The sequence below is a fragment of the Dietzia kunjamensis genome (assembly GCF_045689975.1).
Lineage (GTDB): Bacteria > Actinomycetota > Actinomycetes > Mycobacteriales > Mycobacteriaceae > Dietzia > Dietzia kunjamensis.
On the sequence record NZ_CP143297.1, the window covers coordinates 3015107 to 3032780 of the forward strand.

Annotated in this window: 14 protein-coding genes; 8 read left to right on the forward strand and 6 right to left on the reverse strand. The window is 72.4% G+C overall.

What is annotated here, in order from left to right; translation table 11 throughout:
• Positions 1 to 9 precede the first annotated feature (9 nt).
• The 3 genes from VZF99_RS14110 to trmB are packed head-to-tail and all read right to left on the reverse strand — an operon-like array spanning position 10 to position 4055.
• Positions 10 to 2529, reverse strand: a complete 2520-nt coding sequence (locus tag VZF99_RS14110) for an MMPL family transporter (protein ID WP_407335128.1) — start codon at positions 2527 to 2529, stop codon at positions 10 to 12.
• Between the two features lie 10 nt (positions 2530 to 2539).
• On the reverse strand, positions 2540 to 3214 hold the full coding sequence (locus VZF99_RS14115; RefSeq protein ID WP_096906650.1) for an NYN domain-containing protein: 675 nt from the start codon (positions 3212 to 3214) through the stop codon (positions 2540 to 2542).
• Between the two features lie 46 nt (positions 3215 to 3260).
• Entirely contained in the window at positions 3261 to 4055 is a 795-nt protein-coding gene (gene trmB, locus VZF99_RS14120) for a tRNA (guanosine(46)-N7)-methyltransferase TrmB (protein WP_407335129.1), read from the reverse strand.
• A gap of 155 nt (positions 4056 to 4210) precedes the next feature.
• On the opposite strand from trmB, the gene VZF99_RS14125 reads away from it, so the two are divergent.
• From VZF99_RS14125 to VZF99_RS14155, 7 genes are all read left to right on the forward strand, one after another.
• Positions 4211 to 4924: a hypothetical protein gene (locus tag VZF99_RS14125; RefSeq protein WP_407335130.1), complete on the forward strand. Its 714-nt coding sequence runs from the start codon at positions 4211 to 4213 to the stop codon at positions 4922 to 4924.
• Positions 4921 to 6219: a hypothetical protein gene (locus tag VZF99_RS14130; RefSeq protein ID WP_407335131.1), complete on the forward strand. Its 1299-nt coding sequence runs from the start codon at positions 4921 to 4923 to the stop codon at positions 6217 to 6219. The genes VZF99_RS14125 and VZF99_RS14130 overlap by 4 nt, the downstream gene beginning before the upstream one ends.
• Positions 6216 to 6629: a DUF6802 family protein gene (locus VZF99_RS14135; protein WP_069389409.1), complete on the forward strand. Its 414-nt coding sequence runs from the start codon at positions 6216 to 6218 to the stop codon at positions 6627 to 6629. Before VZF99_RS14130 ends, VZF99_RS14135 begins: the two co-directional genes overlap by 4 nt.
• Before the next feature lie 117 nt (positions 6630 to 6746).
• Positions 6747 to 8573, forward strand: a complete 1827-nt coding sequence (locus VZF99_RS14140) for a phosphoenolpyruvate carboxykinase (GTP) (RefSeq protein WP_185951886.1) — start codon at positions 6747 to 6749, stop codon at positions 8571 to 8573.
• Between the two features lie 161 nt (positions 8574 to 8734).
• Positions 8735 to 9577 (forward strand): hypothetical protein, encoded by an 843-nt coding sequence (locus tag VZF99_RS14145; RefSeq protein ID WP_407335132.1) that lies wholly within the window; start codon positions 8735 to 8737, stop codon positions 9575 to 9577.
• Positions 9574 to 11151 carry a sensor histidine kinase gene (locus VZF99_RS14150; RefSeq protein ID WP_407335133.1) on the forward strand — a complete coding sequence of 526 codons (1578 nt, stop codon included), beginning with the start codon at positions 9574 to 9576 and terminating at the stop codon, positions 11149 to 11151. The genes VZF99_RS14145 and VZF99_RS14150 overlap by 4 nt, the downstream gene beginning before the upstream one ends.
• Positions 11152 to 11249: 98 nt before the next feature.
• The gene (locus VZF99_RS14155) at positions 11250 to 11912 is read left to right on the forward strand and encodes a response regulator transcription factor (protein WP_067715955.1); all 663 of its coding nucleotides are present in this window, start codon (positions 11250 to 11252) and stop codon (positions 11910 to 11912) included.
• 85 nt (positions 11913 to 11997) lie between these two features.
• Here VZF99_RS14155 and VZF99_RS14160 read toward each other — a convergent pair whose 3' ends face one another.
• Both VZF99_RS14160 and VZF99_RS14165 read right to left on the reverse strand, forming a co-directional pair.
• Complete coding sequence (locus tag VZF99_RS14160; RefSeq protein WP_407335134.1) at positions 11998 to 13470, reverse strand: aldehyde dehydrogenase; 1473 nt, start codon at positions 13468 to 13470, stop codon at positions 11998 to 12000.
• Positions 13471 to 13545: 75 nt separating this feature from the next.
• Positions 13546 to 14364, reverse strand: a complete 819-nt coding sequence (locus tag VZF99_RS14165) for a class I SAM-dependent methyltransferase (protein ID WP_154831055.1) — start codon at positions 14362 to 14364, stop codon at positions 13546 to 13548.
• A 70-nt stretch (positions 14365 to 14434) separates the two neighbouring features.
• Here VZF99_RS14165 and VZF99_RS14170 point away from each other — a divergent pair, with 70 nt between their 5' ends.
• Positions 14435 to 15655 carry a glycosyltransferase family 4 protein gene (locus tag VZF99_RS14170; protein ID WP_407335135.1) on the forward strand — a complete coding sequence of 407 codons (1221 nt, stop codon included), beginning with the start codon at positions 14435 to 14437 and terminating at the stop codon, positions 15653 to 15655.
• Here the strand turns inward: VZF99_RS14170 and VZF99_RS14175 are convergent.
• Entirely contained in the window at positions 15636 to 17549 is a 1914-nt protein-coding gene (locus tag VZF99_RS14175; RefSeq protein ID WP_407335136.1) for a hypothetical protein, read from the reverse strand. The genes VZF99_RS14170 and VZF99_RS14175 overlap by 20 nt on opposite strands.
• Positions 17550 to 17674: the final 125 nt, after the last annotated feature.

The following is a 17674-nucleotide window of genomic DNA, read 5'->3' on the forward strand; positions in this document are numbered from 1 at the left end:
TGGCGGGCGTCACGCGTCGCGCCCCTGCTGACGTTCCCGCATCAGACGGGCGATCAGGTCGGAGGCGGGGATCTTCCCTTCCTCGGTGGTGTCGGGTTCCTCGTCGTACTCGGTGTCGTGGACCGGCTCGAACTCCGCCTCCGGCTCGAGCTCTGACTCGGACTGCCACTCCGGCTCCGGCTCGGTTTCCGGTTCGAACTCCGCCTCCGGCTCGAGCTCCGGCTCGGCCCCGGGCTCGCGGTCGAGCACGGCCACGGCGGTGGCGGGTCCTGCGACCTCTGTCCGTCCGGCGCCCGCGGAATCCGCGGAGACCCCGGAGTCCGCGGCGGGGACCGGCTCGGCCGCGCCGGTGGTGGCGGGTCGGCCGGTGAGCAGCTCGGGCTCGTCGTCGATCTCCGCCTCGCCGAGGCCGATCCGTTCCTGGACGCGCTTCATCCACCCGGGCGCCCACCAGTTGTCGGTGCCGAGCATCTGCATGACCGCCGGCACGAGCAGCATGCGGATCACGGTGGCGTCGATGATGAGCGCGGCGATCATGCCGAACGCGATGTACTTCATCATCACGATCTCGGAGAACGCGAACGCGCCGGTCACCACGATGAGGATGAGCGCGGCCGAGGTGATGATCCGGCCGGTGTTCGCCACTCCGCTGCGTATGGCCTCCGTCGTCCGAGCGCCCCGCGAGCGTGCTTCGACCATCCGCGAGACCAGGAACACCTCGTAGTCCGTGGACAGCCCGTAGATGATCGCCATGAGCAGCACCACGACCGGCGAGGTGAGCGGGCCGGCCGTGAACCCGAGCAACCCGGACAGGTGCCCGTCGACGAAGATCCAGGTGAGGATGCCGAGGGTGGCACCGAGGCCGAGCAGGTTCATGATCGCGGCCTTGATCGGCAGCACCAGCGACCCGAACGCGAGGAACATGAGGAGCGTGGTGGCGAGCAGGACGTACAGCACGAACCACGGCAGACCGTCGACCAGGGCCTCGACCGAATCGCGCTCCATGGCGGGGTTGCCGCCGACGTACACCTCGGTGTCGGCGGGGATCGGGAACGACTGCAGATATTCGACGGTGTCGGCGGCGTCGTTCCGGTCGACCACGCCGGTCTGCAACACCACCACGTCGCGGCCCTGCGCGTCCTGCTCGCCCGAACGGGCGAACTGGAACGGACCGGTCAGACCCGGCGCCTCGTTGGCCGCCGAGCGGATCTGCGACAGGGTGCCGCCGTCGGAGCCGATCACCACGAGCTTGACCGGGTCGGTCCGGGTGCCGGGGAAGTTCTCGTCGTACTGCTCCTGCGCGACGCGCGTGGTGTTGTCCGGCGGGAGGTAGGTCTCGTTGATGCCGCCGAACTTCACGCCGGAGAACGGGATGATGAGCGCGATCAGCACCACGACGACGGGGATGGCCACGGCCACCGGACGCTTCATGGAGAAGTCGGCGACGCGGCCGAACAGGCCGTTCTCCACCTGCTCGCGCGAGCGGTGACGCTGCAGCCGCTTGATGCCGAGCATGTCGATGCGGTGGCCGAGCAGCATCAGCACGGCCGGCAGGAGCGTCACCGACAGTGCGGCGGCGAGGATGACGGCGGCGATCGCGCCGTAGGCGACGGACTTGAGGAACGCCTGCGGGAAGATGAGCAGACCGGACAGGGTCACGCCCACCATGACCGCGGAGAACACCACGGTCCGTCCGGCGGTGGCGACCGCCCGGCGCACCGCCGCGTCCGGTGGGTAGCCCTCGGCCATCTCCTCCCGGAACCGGCTCACCACGAACAGGCCGTAGTCGATCGCCAGGCCGAGGCCGATCAGCGTCACCACGTTCTGGGCGAAGGAGTTCACCGGGGTCACCAGCGACAACAGATGCAGCGCCCCGAGCGAACCGAGGATCGTGAGCACGCCCACCGCGACCGGCATGAACGCGGCCACGACACCGCCGAACACCACGATCAGCAGCAGGAACACCAGCGGCAGCGCGATGAGCTCGGCGCGGACCAGGTCGGCGTCCATCCCGTCCTGCAGCGCACCGGCGACCGCCTGCACACCCGCGACGTCGGTCTGGATTCCGTCGATGGCGATCTCGTCCTCGATCACCCGGAAGTTCTCGAGGATCTCCTCTTCCTCGCCGGCGATCTGGATGGAGGCCACGACGATGCCCTCGTCCCTGTTGACCAGGGCCGGGGACTGGTTGAACACGAAGCTGGTGACGCCGGTGACCTCGTCGGGGTGCTCGCTGCGGATCGACTCGAGCGAGGCGCGGATCGGGTCCTGGAAGGCGGGATCGTCGACCGAGGTGCCCTCGGGTGCGTGGTACGACACCACGACGTCGCCGAGCGCGTCGCGTCCGTACGCCTCCTGCTCGAGCTGTTCGGCGGTCGCCCACCCGCTGTCGGGGTCCTCGAACCCGCCCTGACCGAACGGGTTGCCGAACGCGGTTCCGGCGAGGCTGATGAACGCCATGACGAGAACCGAGCACACCAGGACCAGCACGCGACGGTGGGCGACGAACCGCCCGAGTGAGTTGAACACCGGGGAACTCCTAGCGCGAGGTGAGCAGGGCCGTGAGCGGCCGCAGCGGCTGCAGCCAGGCACCCTCGTCGGGCAGGTTCTCGAGGCTGACCCGGGGCAGCGGCTCGCGGAACACACCGGGGATGTCCTCGAGGTCGAGGAACGTGATGGTGTCGTGCTGGACGGCCCAGGTGGCGTGCTCGCGGAACCCGATCACCGTGACCGGGATGTCGTGGGCGAGGTCCTCCAGCGGTTCGCGGAACGCCTGACCGTCGGCCGACGCCACCACCACGCCCGCGAGGCGGCCGGAGCCGGCCCGCAGGTCGATGTGCTGGAGCATGTCCTCGTCGACGTCGGAGTCGTCGCTGGTCTTGGGCTTGGCGAACACGGCGAAACCGACGTTGCGCAGCGCCTCGACCCACGGCCGGACGTTGTCCGAGGTGCCCTGGACGATGTTGGTGAAGACCGTCGCCTCGGCCTCGAGGGTGTCCTCGGTCTGCAGGGACAGGTCGGCGGTGTACCCGAGCAGCCACCGGCCGAGCGCGTCGAAGCGCGGCCGGTAGATCGCGGTGGGGCGGCCACCCAGGATGGACCCCAGCCCCATGTCGACGTTGGGCGCGTCCCACACCAGGAGCACCACTCCCGGGGCGTCGGGCGTGACCACGTCCGTCGTGTCGTGGTTGCGCATCTCGTCAGGTGGGGTCATCGCGTCCGCCTCGGTCGTCGTCGTTCGGGGGCTGTGGAGAAGGGCGTCAGCTCGTACGACGCCAGAGGAATTCGTTGATCACTCGCTCCTCCTGCAGCCCCTTGCCCTCGAACTTCGTCACGGGTCTGTCAAGACTGAACGGTACGTGCCCGAGGTCGGTCGCGGGGTCCAGCCGTCTCAGCGCGGGCTCGGCGTCGCCGGTCTCGCCGATCCACTCGGCGTAGTCGGCGTGGTCCGTGGCCACGTGCAACACGCCGCCGGGCGCCAGGCGTGAGGCGATGAGCTCGAAGGTGCCGGACTGCAGCAGCCGCCGCTTGTGGTGGCGGGCCTTGGGCCAGGGGTCGGGGAAGAACACGCGGACGCCGGTCAGGCTCGCCGGCGCGATCATGTTGGTGAGCACGTCCACGCCGTCGCCGCGGATCATGCGCACGTTCTCGAGCCCCTCGCGCAGGATCATGCCCAGCAGCTGGGCCAGTCCGGGCTGGTAGACCTCCACGGCGATCACGTCGACGTCCGGCTCGGCGGCGGCCATCGCGGCGGTCGAGGTCCCGGTCCCGGACCCGATCTCCACGATCAACGGTGCGCGGCGCCCGAACATCTGCTCCGGGTCCAGGATCTCGTCGGAGACGTTGCGCCCGTAGGTGGGCCAGTGTTCCTCCCAGTTGCGCTGCTGGCCCGGCCGCAGGGTTCCGCGCCGGAACCGGTAGGCCGTCACCCGGGGGAACAGGCGGGCGCTGTCGTCGGGAGTGGCACCGTCGTCCGGAGTGGCACCGTCGTCGGGAGTGACACCGCCGTCCGGGGTCCCGTCAGCCGCCGGGGCGGGGTTCTCGCTCTGGTTCACCCGGCCATCATCCCGTAATCCGTGGTCGGGTTACGAATCCGACCGACATCCCCGCCCGTGCCGAAGGGCCGCTCGCCGCGCCGCGCGGGTGACCCTGCCTGGGGGAAGGTCTTGCCGCGGGCAGGTCCCCACGTCACGATTATCGCGTGCCGACCGTGACCCACGACACCGAGCCCCAGGCCCCGGTGCGACCCGAGAGCCCGGATCCCGCCGCGCGCGTCCGACGCCTGCTCTCCTCCGCCCGGGAACGCTCCGGACGGTCGGTCGACCCCGCCGTCGGCCCTGTCGTGTACGACCCTGGTGCGTACGGCCCGGTGGAGGAGGCCCTCGCGCGTTTCGACGCGCCCGTCGACATCCGGATCCGCGGCGGCCTGGGGTCGGGGCGCCGCACCCTGGCCGCGGCGCTGCGGGCCCGGCGCGGGTGGCGGGCGCAGGTCGACGACCTCGACGTGCTCGCCACTCCCGGCGCGCCGGCCACGACGACGCCCGATGTGGAGATCGTGTGCCTGCGCACCGCCCCCTGCCGCCACGAGGAGGCGTGGGTGCGGCGCCCGCGCCGGCACGCCCTGTTGGTGGTGGCCACGGGTGTCGGTGGCGGGGGCGCCGACGGTGGCACCGACGGCGGCGAATCCGACGACGACGAGGTCCCGCCGCGGTGGGCCCGTGGGCTGCCCGCCGTGGACGCGCGCGAGCCGGGGCACCGGTCAGTTGACGGCGTCGTGTCCTTCCTCGAGCGCGCCCTGGACGCCCTGGCGACGGTCCGGGTGGCCCGTCTCGAGGCGGAACTGGAACGCCTCGCGGTCCACGACGAGGTGGGCGACCTCGCGGAGGCCGCCCTCTGCGTCCTCGCGGGATCGGGCCCGTCGTGACCGCCGCACCCGCACCGCTCCGTGACTCTCCGCCCCGTGACTCTCCGCCCCGCGACTCCCCACCCCGTGACCTGACGATCGCGGTCCTGGGCGCACGGGACTCCGCCGCGCCCGCCGTCGCCGAGGCGCTGACCTCGGCCGCGGGCCCGGCCGTCGATGGCGGGGCCCGGATCCGTGTGCTCGTCGACGCGGCACCCGAGGACCGGCCGGACGCCGCTGTCCTCGTCGTCGACGCCCTCTGTCCGGTGCGCCCCGACGACGTCGAGGTCGCGCGCGGCGTCGCCTCCCGACTGCCGATGGCGGTCGCCCTGGCCGGGCGCGCCGACCAGTGCACGGCCGAGGGCTTGTCGGAGACGGTCGACGTCACCACCCGGCGACTGGCCGAGGCGGGCGTGACGGCGCCCGTCCACGTGGTCGACGCCAGTCGCCCCGGGGCCCCGGCCGCCCTGCTCGCCGCCGTCGCCGCCCTCGTCTCCAGCGGCCGCCGTCCGCCCACCGCGCGCCCCGGCCCCGGCGGAGCGCCGCCACAGGATCCGGCCGTCGCGACCGTCGACTGGCTCCTCGCCCGTCGCACCGAGGCCATCACCACCCGTTCCCAGGCACTGCGGCAGGACGTCCAGGCGCTGCGCATGCAGGTCGTCCAGGATCTCCACCGATCGGTGCGCGACCTCGGTGGGCGGGCGCGCGAGGTGCTCGCCGCGGCCCCCCGCTCCCGAGTCGACGCGCTGGTCCACCAGCTCGCCGCCGATGCCGACTCCGCGGTGGCGGGCACCATCGCCCGCGCAGACCTCCGCGCCGACGCCCTCGTGGCCCGGCATCTCGGCGCCGCCGCGCCGGCGGGTCCCCGCATCCCCCCGCCCACCAGCGGCATCGCCCCGGGTCGACCGCCGCGCAACACGGGCGAGGAACTGCTCGTCATGATCATGGGCGCCGCCGGCGGGACCGGGGTGGGACGCATGCTGCTGTCCCCGCTCGCCGAGATCCCCGGCGTCGCGGCGGTGGTCATCCCGCTCGCCCTCCTGTGCGGGCTGGTGCTGGGGTGGATCACCGTCACCGTCCGCCGCACGCAGGCGCTGCGCACCCACACCGTCGCGGCCGTGGCCGACAGGCTCGCGGCGCTGCGGGCCGACGCCGAGCAGTCACTCGGCTCGAGGATCCTCGCCGCGGAGGCCACCATCACCGACGGCTTCGCCCACGACCCCGGCCCCCGGGTCGCCGACCTCGAACGCCGCATCCGAGCCACCCGCGCGGGACAGACCGCCCCGCCGGCCCCCACGACAGGGAGTCCCTCATGACCGATCCGCTGTTCGGCGCGGACTCCTTCGATCACCACCCGGCGCCCGACGTGTGCGGCCTCCAGGACGCCCCCCTGGCCGAACCCTCGTCGCTGGGACTGCACGTGCCCGTGGGCGAGGACGTCCTCGACCTCGGCTCCCCCGAGGCGGACCTCGACGGGGACGGCTTCATGGAGGCGGTCACCCTCGGCGACGACCGGGGGCTGACCGTGTACACCGACGCCGACGGCGACGGCACCGTCGACCACGTCTCGACCGTGCGGTTCGACGGCAGCTACGACTCGTGGCGGCTGGCTAATCCCGCGGAGGGCGTGCCCTTCGGGGGATTCACGAACGAGGCTCGCGGGGACACGACCGGCGACTTCCCGTCGCCCGCCCGGTGGGAACGCATCGATCACGGCCACATCTGACCAGTGACCTGAGGAATCCCTCATGTCCGGGTGTGCAAAGGGGGCTGCGACTGAGCAGTCGACAACGCTTGACGATACTCTGTGACTAACACCATGCACCACGCGCGAGGAGCTGTGATGACCACCACCACCATTCCCGGCCTCGAGGGTCAGGCACCAACCGATCACGCGGAGTTGCTCGCGTGGATCGCCGAGGTCGCCGAGCTCACCCAGCCGGACCGGGTCGTCTTCGCCGACGGCTCCGACGCTGAGTGGGATCGCCTCACGACCGAGATGGTGGAGGCCGGGACCTTCGTCAAGCTCAACGAGGAGAAGAAGCCGAACTCCTTCCTGGCCCAGTCGGACCCGAAGGACGTCGCCCGCGTCGAGTCGCGGACCTTCATCTGCTCCGCGACTGAAGAGGGCGCCGGCCCCACCAACAACTGGCGCGACCCGGCCGAGATGCGCGAGCACATGACCGGACTGTTCCGCGGCAGCATGCGGGGCCGCACGATGTACGTCGTGCCGTACTGCATGGGCCCGCTGGAGGCGGAGGACCCCAAGCTCGGCATCGAGCTGACCGACTCGGCGTACGTGGTGGTCTCGATGAAGATCATGACCCGCATGGGCTCGGCGGCCCTGGCGAAGATCGGCACGGACGGCGAGTACGTCAAGGGCCTGCACTCCGTGGGTGCCCCGCTCGCCGAGGGCGAGCAGGACGTGCCCTGGCCGTGCAACGAGGAGAAGTACATCACCCACTTCCCCGAGACCCGAGAGATCTGGTCGTTCGGGTCCGGCTACGGCGGCAACGCCCTGCTGGGCAAGAAGTGCTTCGCGCTGCGCATCGCCTCCGCCATGGCCCGAGACGAGGGCTGGATGGCCGAGCACATGCTCATCCTCAAGCTCATCTCCCCCTCCGACGAGGTGCACTTCATCGCCGCGGCCTTCCCGTCCGCCTGCGGCAAGACCAACCTGGCGATGCTGCAGCCCACCATCGAGGGCTGGCGCGCGGAGGTCGTGGGTGACGACATCGCGTGGATGCGCTTCGGCGCCGACGGCCGGCTCTACGCCGTCAACCCCGAGTACGGCTTCTTCGGCGTCGCCCCGGGCACCAACTACTCGTCCAACCCCAACGCCATGAAGACGCTGGAGCCGGGCAACGCCATCTACACCAACGTGGCGCTGACCGACGACGGTGACGTGTGGTGGGAGGACCTCGAGGGCACCCCGGACCACCTCATCGACTGGCTGGGCAACGACTGGACCCCGGAGGGCGACGGCAAGGCCGGCAACGCCGCGCACCCCAACTCGCGCTACTGCGTCCCGATCAACCAGTGCCCGGTCACCGCGCCGGAGTTCAACTCGCCCGAGGGCGTGCCGATCTCGGCCATCCTCTTCGGCGGTCGCCGCGCCGACACCGTCCCGCTGGTCAGCGAGGCCTACTCGTGGAACCACGGCGTGTACATCGGCGCGACCCTGTCCTCCGGTCAGACCGCTGCCGCGGAGGGCCAGGTCGGCGCGGTGCGTCGCGACCCCATGGCCATGCTGCCGTTCGTCGGCTACAACGTCGGCGAGTACTTCCAGCACTGGGTCGACATGGGCGCCCGGGGCGGCGACAAGATGCCCAAGATCTTCCTCGTCAACTGGTTCCGCAAGGGCGCCGACGGCCGCTTCGTGTGGCCCGGCTTCGGCGAGAACAGCCGCGTGCTCAAGTGGGTCGTGGACCGCATCGAGGGTCGCGTGGAGGGTGACGAGACCGCCGCCGGCATCACCGCCCGCGCCGCGGACATCGACATGACCGGCCTGGACACCCCGATCGAGGACGTCGAGGCCGCCCTGGCCGTCGACCCCGAGGAGTGGCGCCGCGAGCTGCCGCTCATCACCGAGTGGCTCGAGTTCTGCGGACCCAAGGTCCCGGCCGAGGTCCACGAGCAGTTCGCCGCCCTCAAGGAGCGGCTCGGCTGACACCGTCACCTGCACGGAAAGACCCACGCGGACGGGCCACACCATTCCCCGGTGTGGCCCGTCCGCCTCTACAATCTGGGCGAAGCCCTGTACTACTGCACTTGTTGATGTCACAGTTACTGGCTGTGCGGGCAACAGCGTTCCAGCCCGGAAGGAGGGGCATGAGAGCCAGCGTGATCGGCCTCATCGCGCTTCCCATCGTGGCGAGCGGCGTGGCAGCAGCCGCCGTGGCCGGCCTCGGGCTCCCCGCCCCGACGTCCGTTCCTGCCGGGCCGACCGCCACCGCCGGGATCACCGGCGAGTCGACGGACTCGTCCCCGGCCGTCGACGAGGAGTACGCGGGCACCGCCATCGAGGGGATCAAGCCGTTCCTCACGGTGATCGACGGCAGGTCGGCCCTGCCCGTACCGGAGCCGATCCCATCGTTCCTCTCGCTGTTGACGGTGCCCTCCGTGCCGCTGGCACCGCTTCCCCCGCAGGTCGACGGCCGGGCTGCTCCCGCGGACACCGTCGGTCCGCGCGCCGGGCAGGGCCCGGACCGGGTCCGGGACGACCTCGTGCCCCGCGACCCCACGACGGGCCCCGGTCCCGGCTCCGGGGCGGACGACCAGCCGGTGACCTTCGAACCCCACTCCGAGGGCGGGGTCGATCGAGGCGACACGCCTGACGACCGCGGACCGGGCGGCCGTCCCGCCGTACCGGCGCCCGATGCCGGTCGGCCTCCCGTGTCCGTTCCCGGACCGCCCGCAGCAGGTGGCCCGCTGCCCGGGCCCCCGCCCCATGCCGGAGAGACCGGCCGACCGGCCCATGCCGACGAGACCGGGCCTCCCCCACACGCGGGTCGGTCGCCCGCCGGCGGCGCTCCGGTGCTCGGCCGACCTCCCGTGGGGGACCGTGCCGCGAGCGGGCCGGTGACGACCTCGCAGGGGGCGGGCGCGACGGAGGCGAGCCCGACGGTGTCCAGCCCGAGAGCGTCCGGCGACGACCACCCGATGCCGAGGTGAACCCCTCGAAACGGACGTCGGCCCCGATCCGTTGGTGGCACTCCGCCCGGCTCCGAATCACCCTCGGCATCACGTTGATCACCGCCGCCGTGTTCGCGGCGATGATGGTGTTCACGTTCCAACTGCTGAACCTCAGCACCGAACGGGTGATGGACTCGCGGCTCAACCGGGAGGCCGCCGACTTCACGACCTTCATGACGGCCGGGATCCTGCCGTCCTTCGAGTCGGAGAACCCCACGGTCGAGCAATTGATCCGGGCATACCTCGCCCAGCAGTACCCGTCCTCGGAGCTGCTGCTGGTCGGGACGGCCACCGAGTCGGGCACCCAGTTCACGCTCTCCCGGTACGGGCCAGAGGAGGACCAGCTCTTCCCTCCGGCGATACGCTCACAGATCCAACGGATCGGCCTGGTCTCCACCGAGAGTTCGGGGATCCTCGACGGCTCGGTGCGGTGGCGCAAGACCACGGTCGAAAGCCCCGCCGGGCCGGCCAACATCGTCGTCGCCGTCAACGACCGGGGCACCCACCAGGAGACACGGCGCGTCGTGTTCTACATGCGCTGGGCCAGCGTCGGAGGCATGGTCGTCAGTGCGGTACTCGCGTGGTGGATCGCCGGGCGGATGCTCGTGCCGGTGCGCCGTATCCGCGAAGCCGCCGAGACCATCTCCGCCGCCGACCTGTCGAGGCGCGTCCCCTCCGACGGACCCGACGAGATCGTCTCACTCGCCGACACGGTCAACGCCATGCTCGAACGCGTCGAGGACGCCTACCGGACCCAGCGGGAGTTCCTCGACGATGCCGGGCACGAACTGCGGACGCCCCTGACCGTCGTGCAGGGCAACCTCGACCTCATGCCCGACGACCCCGACGGGCGTGCCGAGGCCACCCGCCTCATGCAGGACGAGCTGTCGCGGATGACCCGCATCGTGGAGGACCTGCTCACCCTCGCCAGGGCCGACCGTCCCGACTTCCTCCGGACCGTCCCGACCGACGTCGCCGAACTCGTGCTGGACGTCGAGGCGAAGATCGACGTGATCGCCGACCGGGACTGGCGGGTGCTCCCCTACGCCGAGGGCGTGGCCCGACTCGACCAGCACCGCATCACGCAGGCACTCATGCAGTTCTGCTCCAATGCCGTCCGCTTCACCGGCCCCGGCGACACCATCGAGATCGGGTGCCGGATCATCGAGCCGGGGGATCCCACCGTGCACGACGGGTTCGCCGCGGGGCCCGTCGCCCCGTCGCCCAAGCGGGAGGACTACCGCCGACGGCTCCTGTGGTGGGTCCGCGACAGCGGACCGGGGATCCCGCCCGGGGAAGAGGAGAGCATCTTCCAGCGTTTCCACACCGCGCGCGGCCAGCTCCGCGACGGCCGGGGCGGCACCGGGCTCGGCCTGGCCATCGTCTCCACCATCGCCAAGGCGCACGGGGGACGTGCGTTCGCGTTCAACGCCGTGGGCGGGGGCGCGGTGTTCTGCATCGTCGTCCCCCTCATCGCACCACCACCGGAGAAGCGGCCCCGCGACGACGGGGACGCCGGCCCGGTCGCGTCGGGGGACAGCGGTACGCGCTGATCCGGCGCACCCCTCGAACGAAACCGCGGACACGGTACCGGGCAGCGTCCAACTGATGTCTTCCCGTGGGATACTCCGGGTTCGAGAAGGAGGGTTGCATGACGAATGTTCTCGTCGTGGAGGATGACGATCTCATCCGATCGGTGTTGGTGAAGGCACTCGGCGGCGCGGAGTACACCGCACTCGAGGCCGTGGACGGGGAGAGCGCCCAGGCGATCCTGTCGACGATCTCCGACATCGACCTGATGTTGCTCGACATCGGCCTGCCGGACACGGACGGGCTCACCCTCCTCCGCGAGGCCCGCGACCGCGGGTTCGCCGCACCCGTCATCATCCTCACGGCCCGCGACAGTGTGGCGAACACCGTCGAGGGGCTGGAGTCCGGCGCGAACGACTACATGGTCAAGCCCTTCCGCGTGCCCGAGTTGCTCGCCCGCATCCGTCTGCGGCTGCGCGAGCACGAGGCCACCGAGGACCCGGGCATCCTCGAGCACGCGGGCATGCGCCTGGACATCCGCACCCGCCGCGTCGAGGTGGACGGCCGGATCCAGGAGCTGACCAACCGCGAGTACTCGCTGCTCGAGATGCTACTGCGCAACAAGGGCGAGACCATCAGTCGCGAGCAGCTGCTCGAGAGCGTGTGGGGCATGGACTTCGACCCGGGCTCCAACATCGTCAACGTCTACATCCGTTCCCTGCGCCGCAAGATCGGCGAGAACAAGGTGCAGACCGTCCGCGGCGTCGGTTACCGCGTGGAGTGACACCCGGCCGGTCGGCGTCGCGCCGACGCGTCCGATGTGTGAAGACCCCCGGCCGAGGCCGGGGGTCTTCACATCTGTCGAGGTCTCAGCCCTCGCCGGGCTCCCACCCGAACGGCATGAGCACACTCTGCAGCTCGCAGAAGGCCTCGAGCCCCTCGGGGCCGTTCTCGCGACCCAGGCCCGAGTTCTTGAACCCGCCGAAGGGCGCGCTCGGGTCGAAGGCGTACCAGTTGATGCCCATCGTGCCGGTGCGCACCCGCTGGGCCACGGCCAGCGCGGCATCCGGGTCGGCGGAGTACACGGCCCCGGCGAGGCCGTACTCGGAGTCGTTGGCGATCTGCACGGCCTCGTCGACCGTGTCGTAGGCGATGACCTGCAGGACCGGCCCGAAGATCTCCTCCTGGGCGATGGTCATGGAGTTGTCGACGTCCCGGAAGACGGTCGGCTGCACGTAGGCACCCTCGGCGACGCCCTCGGGCAGTCCCTCGACCTTGCCGCCCCCGTAGGCGATGGTCGCGCCCTCCTCGACACCCTTGCGGATGTAGCCCTCGACGGACGCCTTCTGCTTGTGGTTGGCCAGCGGGCCGAAGGCGGTGCCGTCGTCGGCCGGGTCACCCACGGGCATGGCCTTGACGTTCTCCACCAGCGCCTCGACGACCTCGTCGTACTTCGACCGCGGCGCGAGGATGCGGTTCTGGGACACGCACGCCTGCCCGGAGTTCATCAGGGCGGAGAAGACCATGGTGCCGGCGTTCGCGGCGATGTCGGCGTCCTCGAGCACGATGGCGGCGCTCTTGCCCCCCAGCTCCAGCGAGCAGCGCGTGAGGCTCTGCGCGGCGATCCCGGCGATGTGCTTGCCGACCCCGGTGGAGCCGGTGAACGAGATCTTGTCGACGTCCGCGTGGGAGACGAGGTGGTCGCCCACGGAGCTGGGGCCGGTCACCACGGACAGCACGCCCTCGGGCAGGCCGGCCTCGCGGAACAGGTCGGCCAGCCACAGCGCGGACAGCGGCGTGGCCGAGGACGGCTTGAGGATCACCGAACTGCCGGACAGCAACGCGGGGGCCAGCTTGGCGGTGTTGAGGTAGAGCGGGACGTTCCACGCCGTGATGGCGGCGACGACGCCGACGGGCTGGCGGGTGACGACCGACGCGCCGAAGTCCCCGTGCCGCACCTCGGACCACGGGAAGGTCTCGGACAGGCGCGCGTAGTAGCGCAGCACGCCCAGGGTCGGCGTCACCTGGATCATGGCGGCGGTGCCGGGCGGGGTGCCCATCTCGTCGGAGAGGATCTGGCACACCTCGGCCTGGCGCTCCTCGAGCATGTCGGCCACGCGGGCCAGCAGGGCGCCGCGCTCGGCGGGCGGGGTGGAGCGCCACACGCCGGACTCGAACGAGTCGCGCGCCTGGCTGATCATCTCGTCCAGGTCCTCGGTGGTGGTCTCGGCGACCCGGCCCACGACCGCGTTGGTGGCGGGCGAGGTCACCTCGAGGACGCCGGTGGTGATGGGATCGGTCCAGCGGGTGCCGGAGAAGAGCTTGTCATGGACGACGACCACGGGGACCTCCGAGAGGTAGAAAACAAGAACGTGTTCCACCTCACTGTAGCGAGTCCACGGCGCCCCGTGGGGCAGCTACCCGGCCCGCATCACCAGCACCAGGTTGGACACCAGGACCTCCCTGACCAGCGGCACCCGCACCAGCCACCACGCCCACCGCGGGTGGTAGCGAGGGAACGCCGCCACCAGCTCGGCCGCCGGGGTGCTGCGCGCCCACTCGAGCCCCTCGGCGCAGCCCACCTCGAACAGGGACTCGCCGTAGACGTTCTTGGGCGGCCGGCCGTGGCGACGCTCGTACATCCGCCGCGCCCGCTCGCCACCGAGGTAGTGGGTGGGCCCCATCTCGTGGCCGCCGAAGGGTCCGTACCAGAGCGTGTAGGAGACGACGACGAGGCCGCCCGGTCGCGTGACCCGGCACATCTCCTCGGCCATCGTCCAGGGCTCGGGGACGTGTTCGGCCACATTGGAGGAGATGCACACGTCGACGCAGTCCGATCGGATCGGCAGCGACATCCCGCTGCCGCGGATCGAGCCCGCCTGGTCCAGGCCCGCCGCCGACATCTCCCCCACGTCCGGTTCGACGGACACGTACCGCGCCCCCTCGGCGGCGTAGGCGTCGGAGAAGTAGCCCGGCCCGCCGCCGACGTCCAGCACCGTCAGCCCCGGGAGGCGGCCGGTGTCGGACCCGGGGCCCCGCCCGGCCGGCCGGTCACCGGCGCGCTCCCACAGGTCCGCCACCAGTTCGACGGTGTCGCGGGCCAGACCGGAGTAGAAGACGTCCGGGTCGGACTGCTCGAGCGGGAACGAACGCAGCAATCCGAGCGACCGACCGAGGGTGGCGCGGCGGGCCACCGAGCGCAGGGCGGGCGAGCGGTGGACGGGATCGGTGATCACGGCGGTGACGATACCGGCGGCAGCGTTGACCACCCCGTCGGCGGTCCCGACGCCCGCGTACAGTGTCCGCGTGGCTCGTATCCTGCTGCTGTGCTGGCGTGACAGCACCCATCCCCAGGGCGGTGGCAGCGAACGCTACCTCGAGCACGTCGCGGACGGCCTCGCCGGCGCCGGGCACACCGTCGTCTACCGGACCTCGCGCTCACCGGGTGCGGCCCGCTCCGCCACCACCGGGGCCGGGGTGCGGTTCAGCCGGGCCGGCGGCCGGTTCACCGTCTATCCCCGCGCGCTGCTGGCGATCCTGTTCGGCAGGATCGGGCTGGGGCCCCTCGGTGTCCTGAGGCAGCCCGACGTCGTCGTCGACACCCAGAACGGCGTCCCCTTCTTCTCCCGCCTGGCCACCACCGCGCCCGTGGTGGTGCTGGTCCACCACATCCACCGTGAGCAGTGGCCGGTGGCCGGGTGGCTGGTCGCGCGGATCGGCTGGTGGATCGAGTCGTGGCTGTCCCCGCGCGTGCACTCGCGCAGTCAGTACGTGACCGTGTCGCTCCCCTCGGCCGACGAGCTCGCCGGGCTCGGCGTGGACCCCGCGCGCATCGCCGTGGTGCGCAACGGACTCGACCCGCTCCCGGCGGACGTCAAGCCGGGCGAGCCGGCCGCGCACGAGGGCCCCGGCCCTGACACCGACACCGCCGCCCCGCGGCTAATCGTGCTGTCCCGGCTGGTGCCGCACAAGCACGTCGAGGACGCCCTCGACGTGGTCGCCACCCTGCGCGCGAGCAGGCCCGGCCTGGTGCTGGACGTCATCGGCAGCGGCTGGTGGTCCGACCGACTGCGTGAGTACGCCGCCGAGCGCGGGCTCCTCGACCCGGACAGCCCGGACACCGGCGCGGTCCGGTTCCACGGGCACGTCGACGAGTCCACCAAGCACCGCCTCCTCGCCGGGGCCACACTGCACCTCATGCCCTCCCGCAAGGAGGGCTGGGGCCTGGCGGTGTCCGAGGCCGCGCAGCACGGGGTGCCCACCGTCGGCTACCACCACGCCGCGGGACTACGGGACTCGATCGACGACGGCGAGACGGGCCTCCTCGTGGACGATGTCGCGGCCATGACCCTGGCCACCGATCGCCTCCTGGCGGACCCCGACCTGCGGGGAGGCATGGGTGAGGCCGCCCGCCGCAAGGCCGCGGGACTGTCCTGGCCCGCCACCGGAGCGGCGATGGCGCAGGTCCTCCGGGCGGTCACCGAGGGCCGGCGCGTGAGCGGTGTGATCAGCGGCCAGGTCGGTTGACCGGACCTCCCGCGGCAAACACGCCCCGGCGCGCCGTGGTGGTCGCGGTGGAGACGCTGGCAACGACCAGGGCGAGGGCGAGCGTGAGCAGCCACAGCGCGTGCGCCGCCAGCACCCATCCGCGGGCCGACGCCGGAGCCGCGGGCTCGGCGGTGGCCTCCCATCGGGCATCCGCCCCACCCGGCCCGTTCGGCGCGGCCAGCTCGTGCAGGACGAGTTCGGAGCCGGTGAACCTCGTCGTCGTCGACTCCTGCGGTGTCCCGGCCAGCATCCGCGCCGCCCGCCCGCGCGGGCCGGCGGACGTGCGCTCGTCGAGCACCCACCGCACCCCCAGTCCGGCCAGAACGCTCGGGTCGTCCCCCCGCAGCAGCGCCGCGGTGGCCCGCCTCGCGCGATCACCCTCGCCCGGCACCGCGGCCGCGTCGTCGCCGGCCGCCCCGCCGACGACCAGGTCTCCGGGCACCAGCACGCGGGTGTCGAGCAGTCGGGGCGCCGGATCGAGCACCGCCGCGCCGCCCGCCCACAACGGCGTCGAGCGGAAGGACCCCGCCGGCAGGACCAGCAGGTCACCGGGCCTCCCGTCGACGATCCGCGCCACCTGCTCCCAGTCCTGGCCGTAGGTGACCGGCCGCAGCTGGTCCCACAGGGCGCGCGGGGCGTCGGGGACGGAAGCGACGGCCACCGACGTGAGCAGCAGGCCCGCCACGGCCGGTCGGAGTCGCCCGGCCAGCTCGCGGGCGGCGAAGGCGAGCGCCAGCACGGTCGCCGGGAGCGCCAGTGCGACGAACTTCTGGGTGTCGCGCAGCAGACCCGCGCCGGGGACCGCGGCGACGACGGTCTCCAGCGCGGCCAGGCCCGGCCCCGTCGCGGCGGCCGCCACCAGCAGCCACGTCCCGACCGCCAGCGGTACCGTCGCCCGCACCACCGGATCGCGGCGCGCCCGCCACACCCCGCGCGCCGCCACCGCCCACACGACGAGCAGCAGCACGAGCGCCACGGCCGCCCACCACGTCGACCGCGACGGCGGCACCGCCTCCGAGTTCCAGATTCCGCCCAGGGCGACCACGGACCCGAAGGTGCCGATGCCGGGCTCGGCGCGGGCGGCGAACGCGCTCACGCCCGTGCCGGCGGTCGGCGAGGTGCCGGTCCCGGCCGGGGCGAGTGCGGTCGCGAGCAGCCACGGCAGCGCGGTGACCACGGCCGTGGCGACCAACGCCAGCGCTGCACAGACGCGCCGGCCCGGCCGCGCGGCGGGACCCGCACTATCACCGGCACTGTCACCGCCACCCGCACCGCCGCTGACCAGGGACACCGCCGCGGCGACAACCGCGAGGACCCAGCCCGTCGGCGTGAGCCCCGCCGCGGCCAGCGCCGCGCACGCCGCCGCCACCCGGCGCCGACCGGGCGCGCCACCGAGTGCGCCACCGAGGGCGCCGGAAGAGGCCAACAACACCGGCATCGACATCACCGCCGCCGTCCCGGCCAGCACGGACCAGTGCCCCTGCAGCAGCCGCTCCACCACGAACGGGTTCCACACCGCCCCCACCACGGCGGGCAGGCGCAGCCAGAGCCCGGACAGCCCCGCGGCCGCGTCGCCGGGCAGGACCCGGCGCACCAGCGCCCCCGCCGCCACCGCCAACCAGATGCAGAACACGGCGGTGAGAACGCCGGTCAGCGGCCACACCGGCAACCCCACCGCCTGCAGCGCGCGGGTCGCCCACACCACCACCACGTCCTGGGGCACCGCCCGCGCCGCCGACTCCCCCAGCCCGAGCGCGGCGTCCGACAGGGGCGGTGTCGGCGTGGCCACCCAGTCCCTGAGCAGGGGGAACCCGGGCCGCGCCACCCCCGCCAGCAGCAGGGCGGTCACCACCGCCCCCACGGCCGCGTCCACCGCAGCGTCCCTCCCGGTGGATCGCAAGGTCACGCGACGGGGACCGACAGCGGACGACATGCGCTCATTCCACCACGCCCGCGCGCGGGGCCGGCCGCCACCGCGCGGCCGGGCCGTCGGCGGCC

Bases quoted from the DNA above. Each gene is read 5' to 3' on its own strand.
- VZF99_RS14135 (WP_069389409.1), top strand. From the start codon at position 6,216: ATGACCGATCCGCTGTTCGGCGCGGACTCCTTCGATCACCACCCGGCG.
- VZF99_RS14140 (WP_185951886.1), top strand. From the start codon at position 6,747: ATGACCACCACCACCATTCCCGGCCTCGAGGGTCAGGCACCAACCGAT.
- VZF99_RS14155 (WP_067715955.1), top strand. From the start codon at position 11,250: ATGACGAATGTTCTCGTCGTGGAGGATGACGATCTCATCCGATCGGTG.
- VZF99_RS14145 (WP_407335132.1), top strand. From the start codon at position 8,735: ATGAGAGCCAGCGTGATCGGCCTCATCGCGCTTCCCATCGTGGCGAGC.
- VZF99_RS14115 (WP_096906650.1), bottom strand. From the start codon at position 3,214: ATGACCCCACCTGACGAGATGCGCAACCACGACACGACGGACGTGGTC.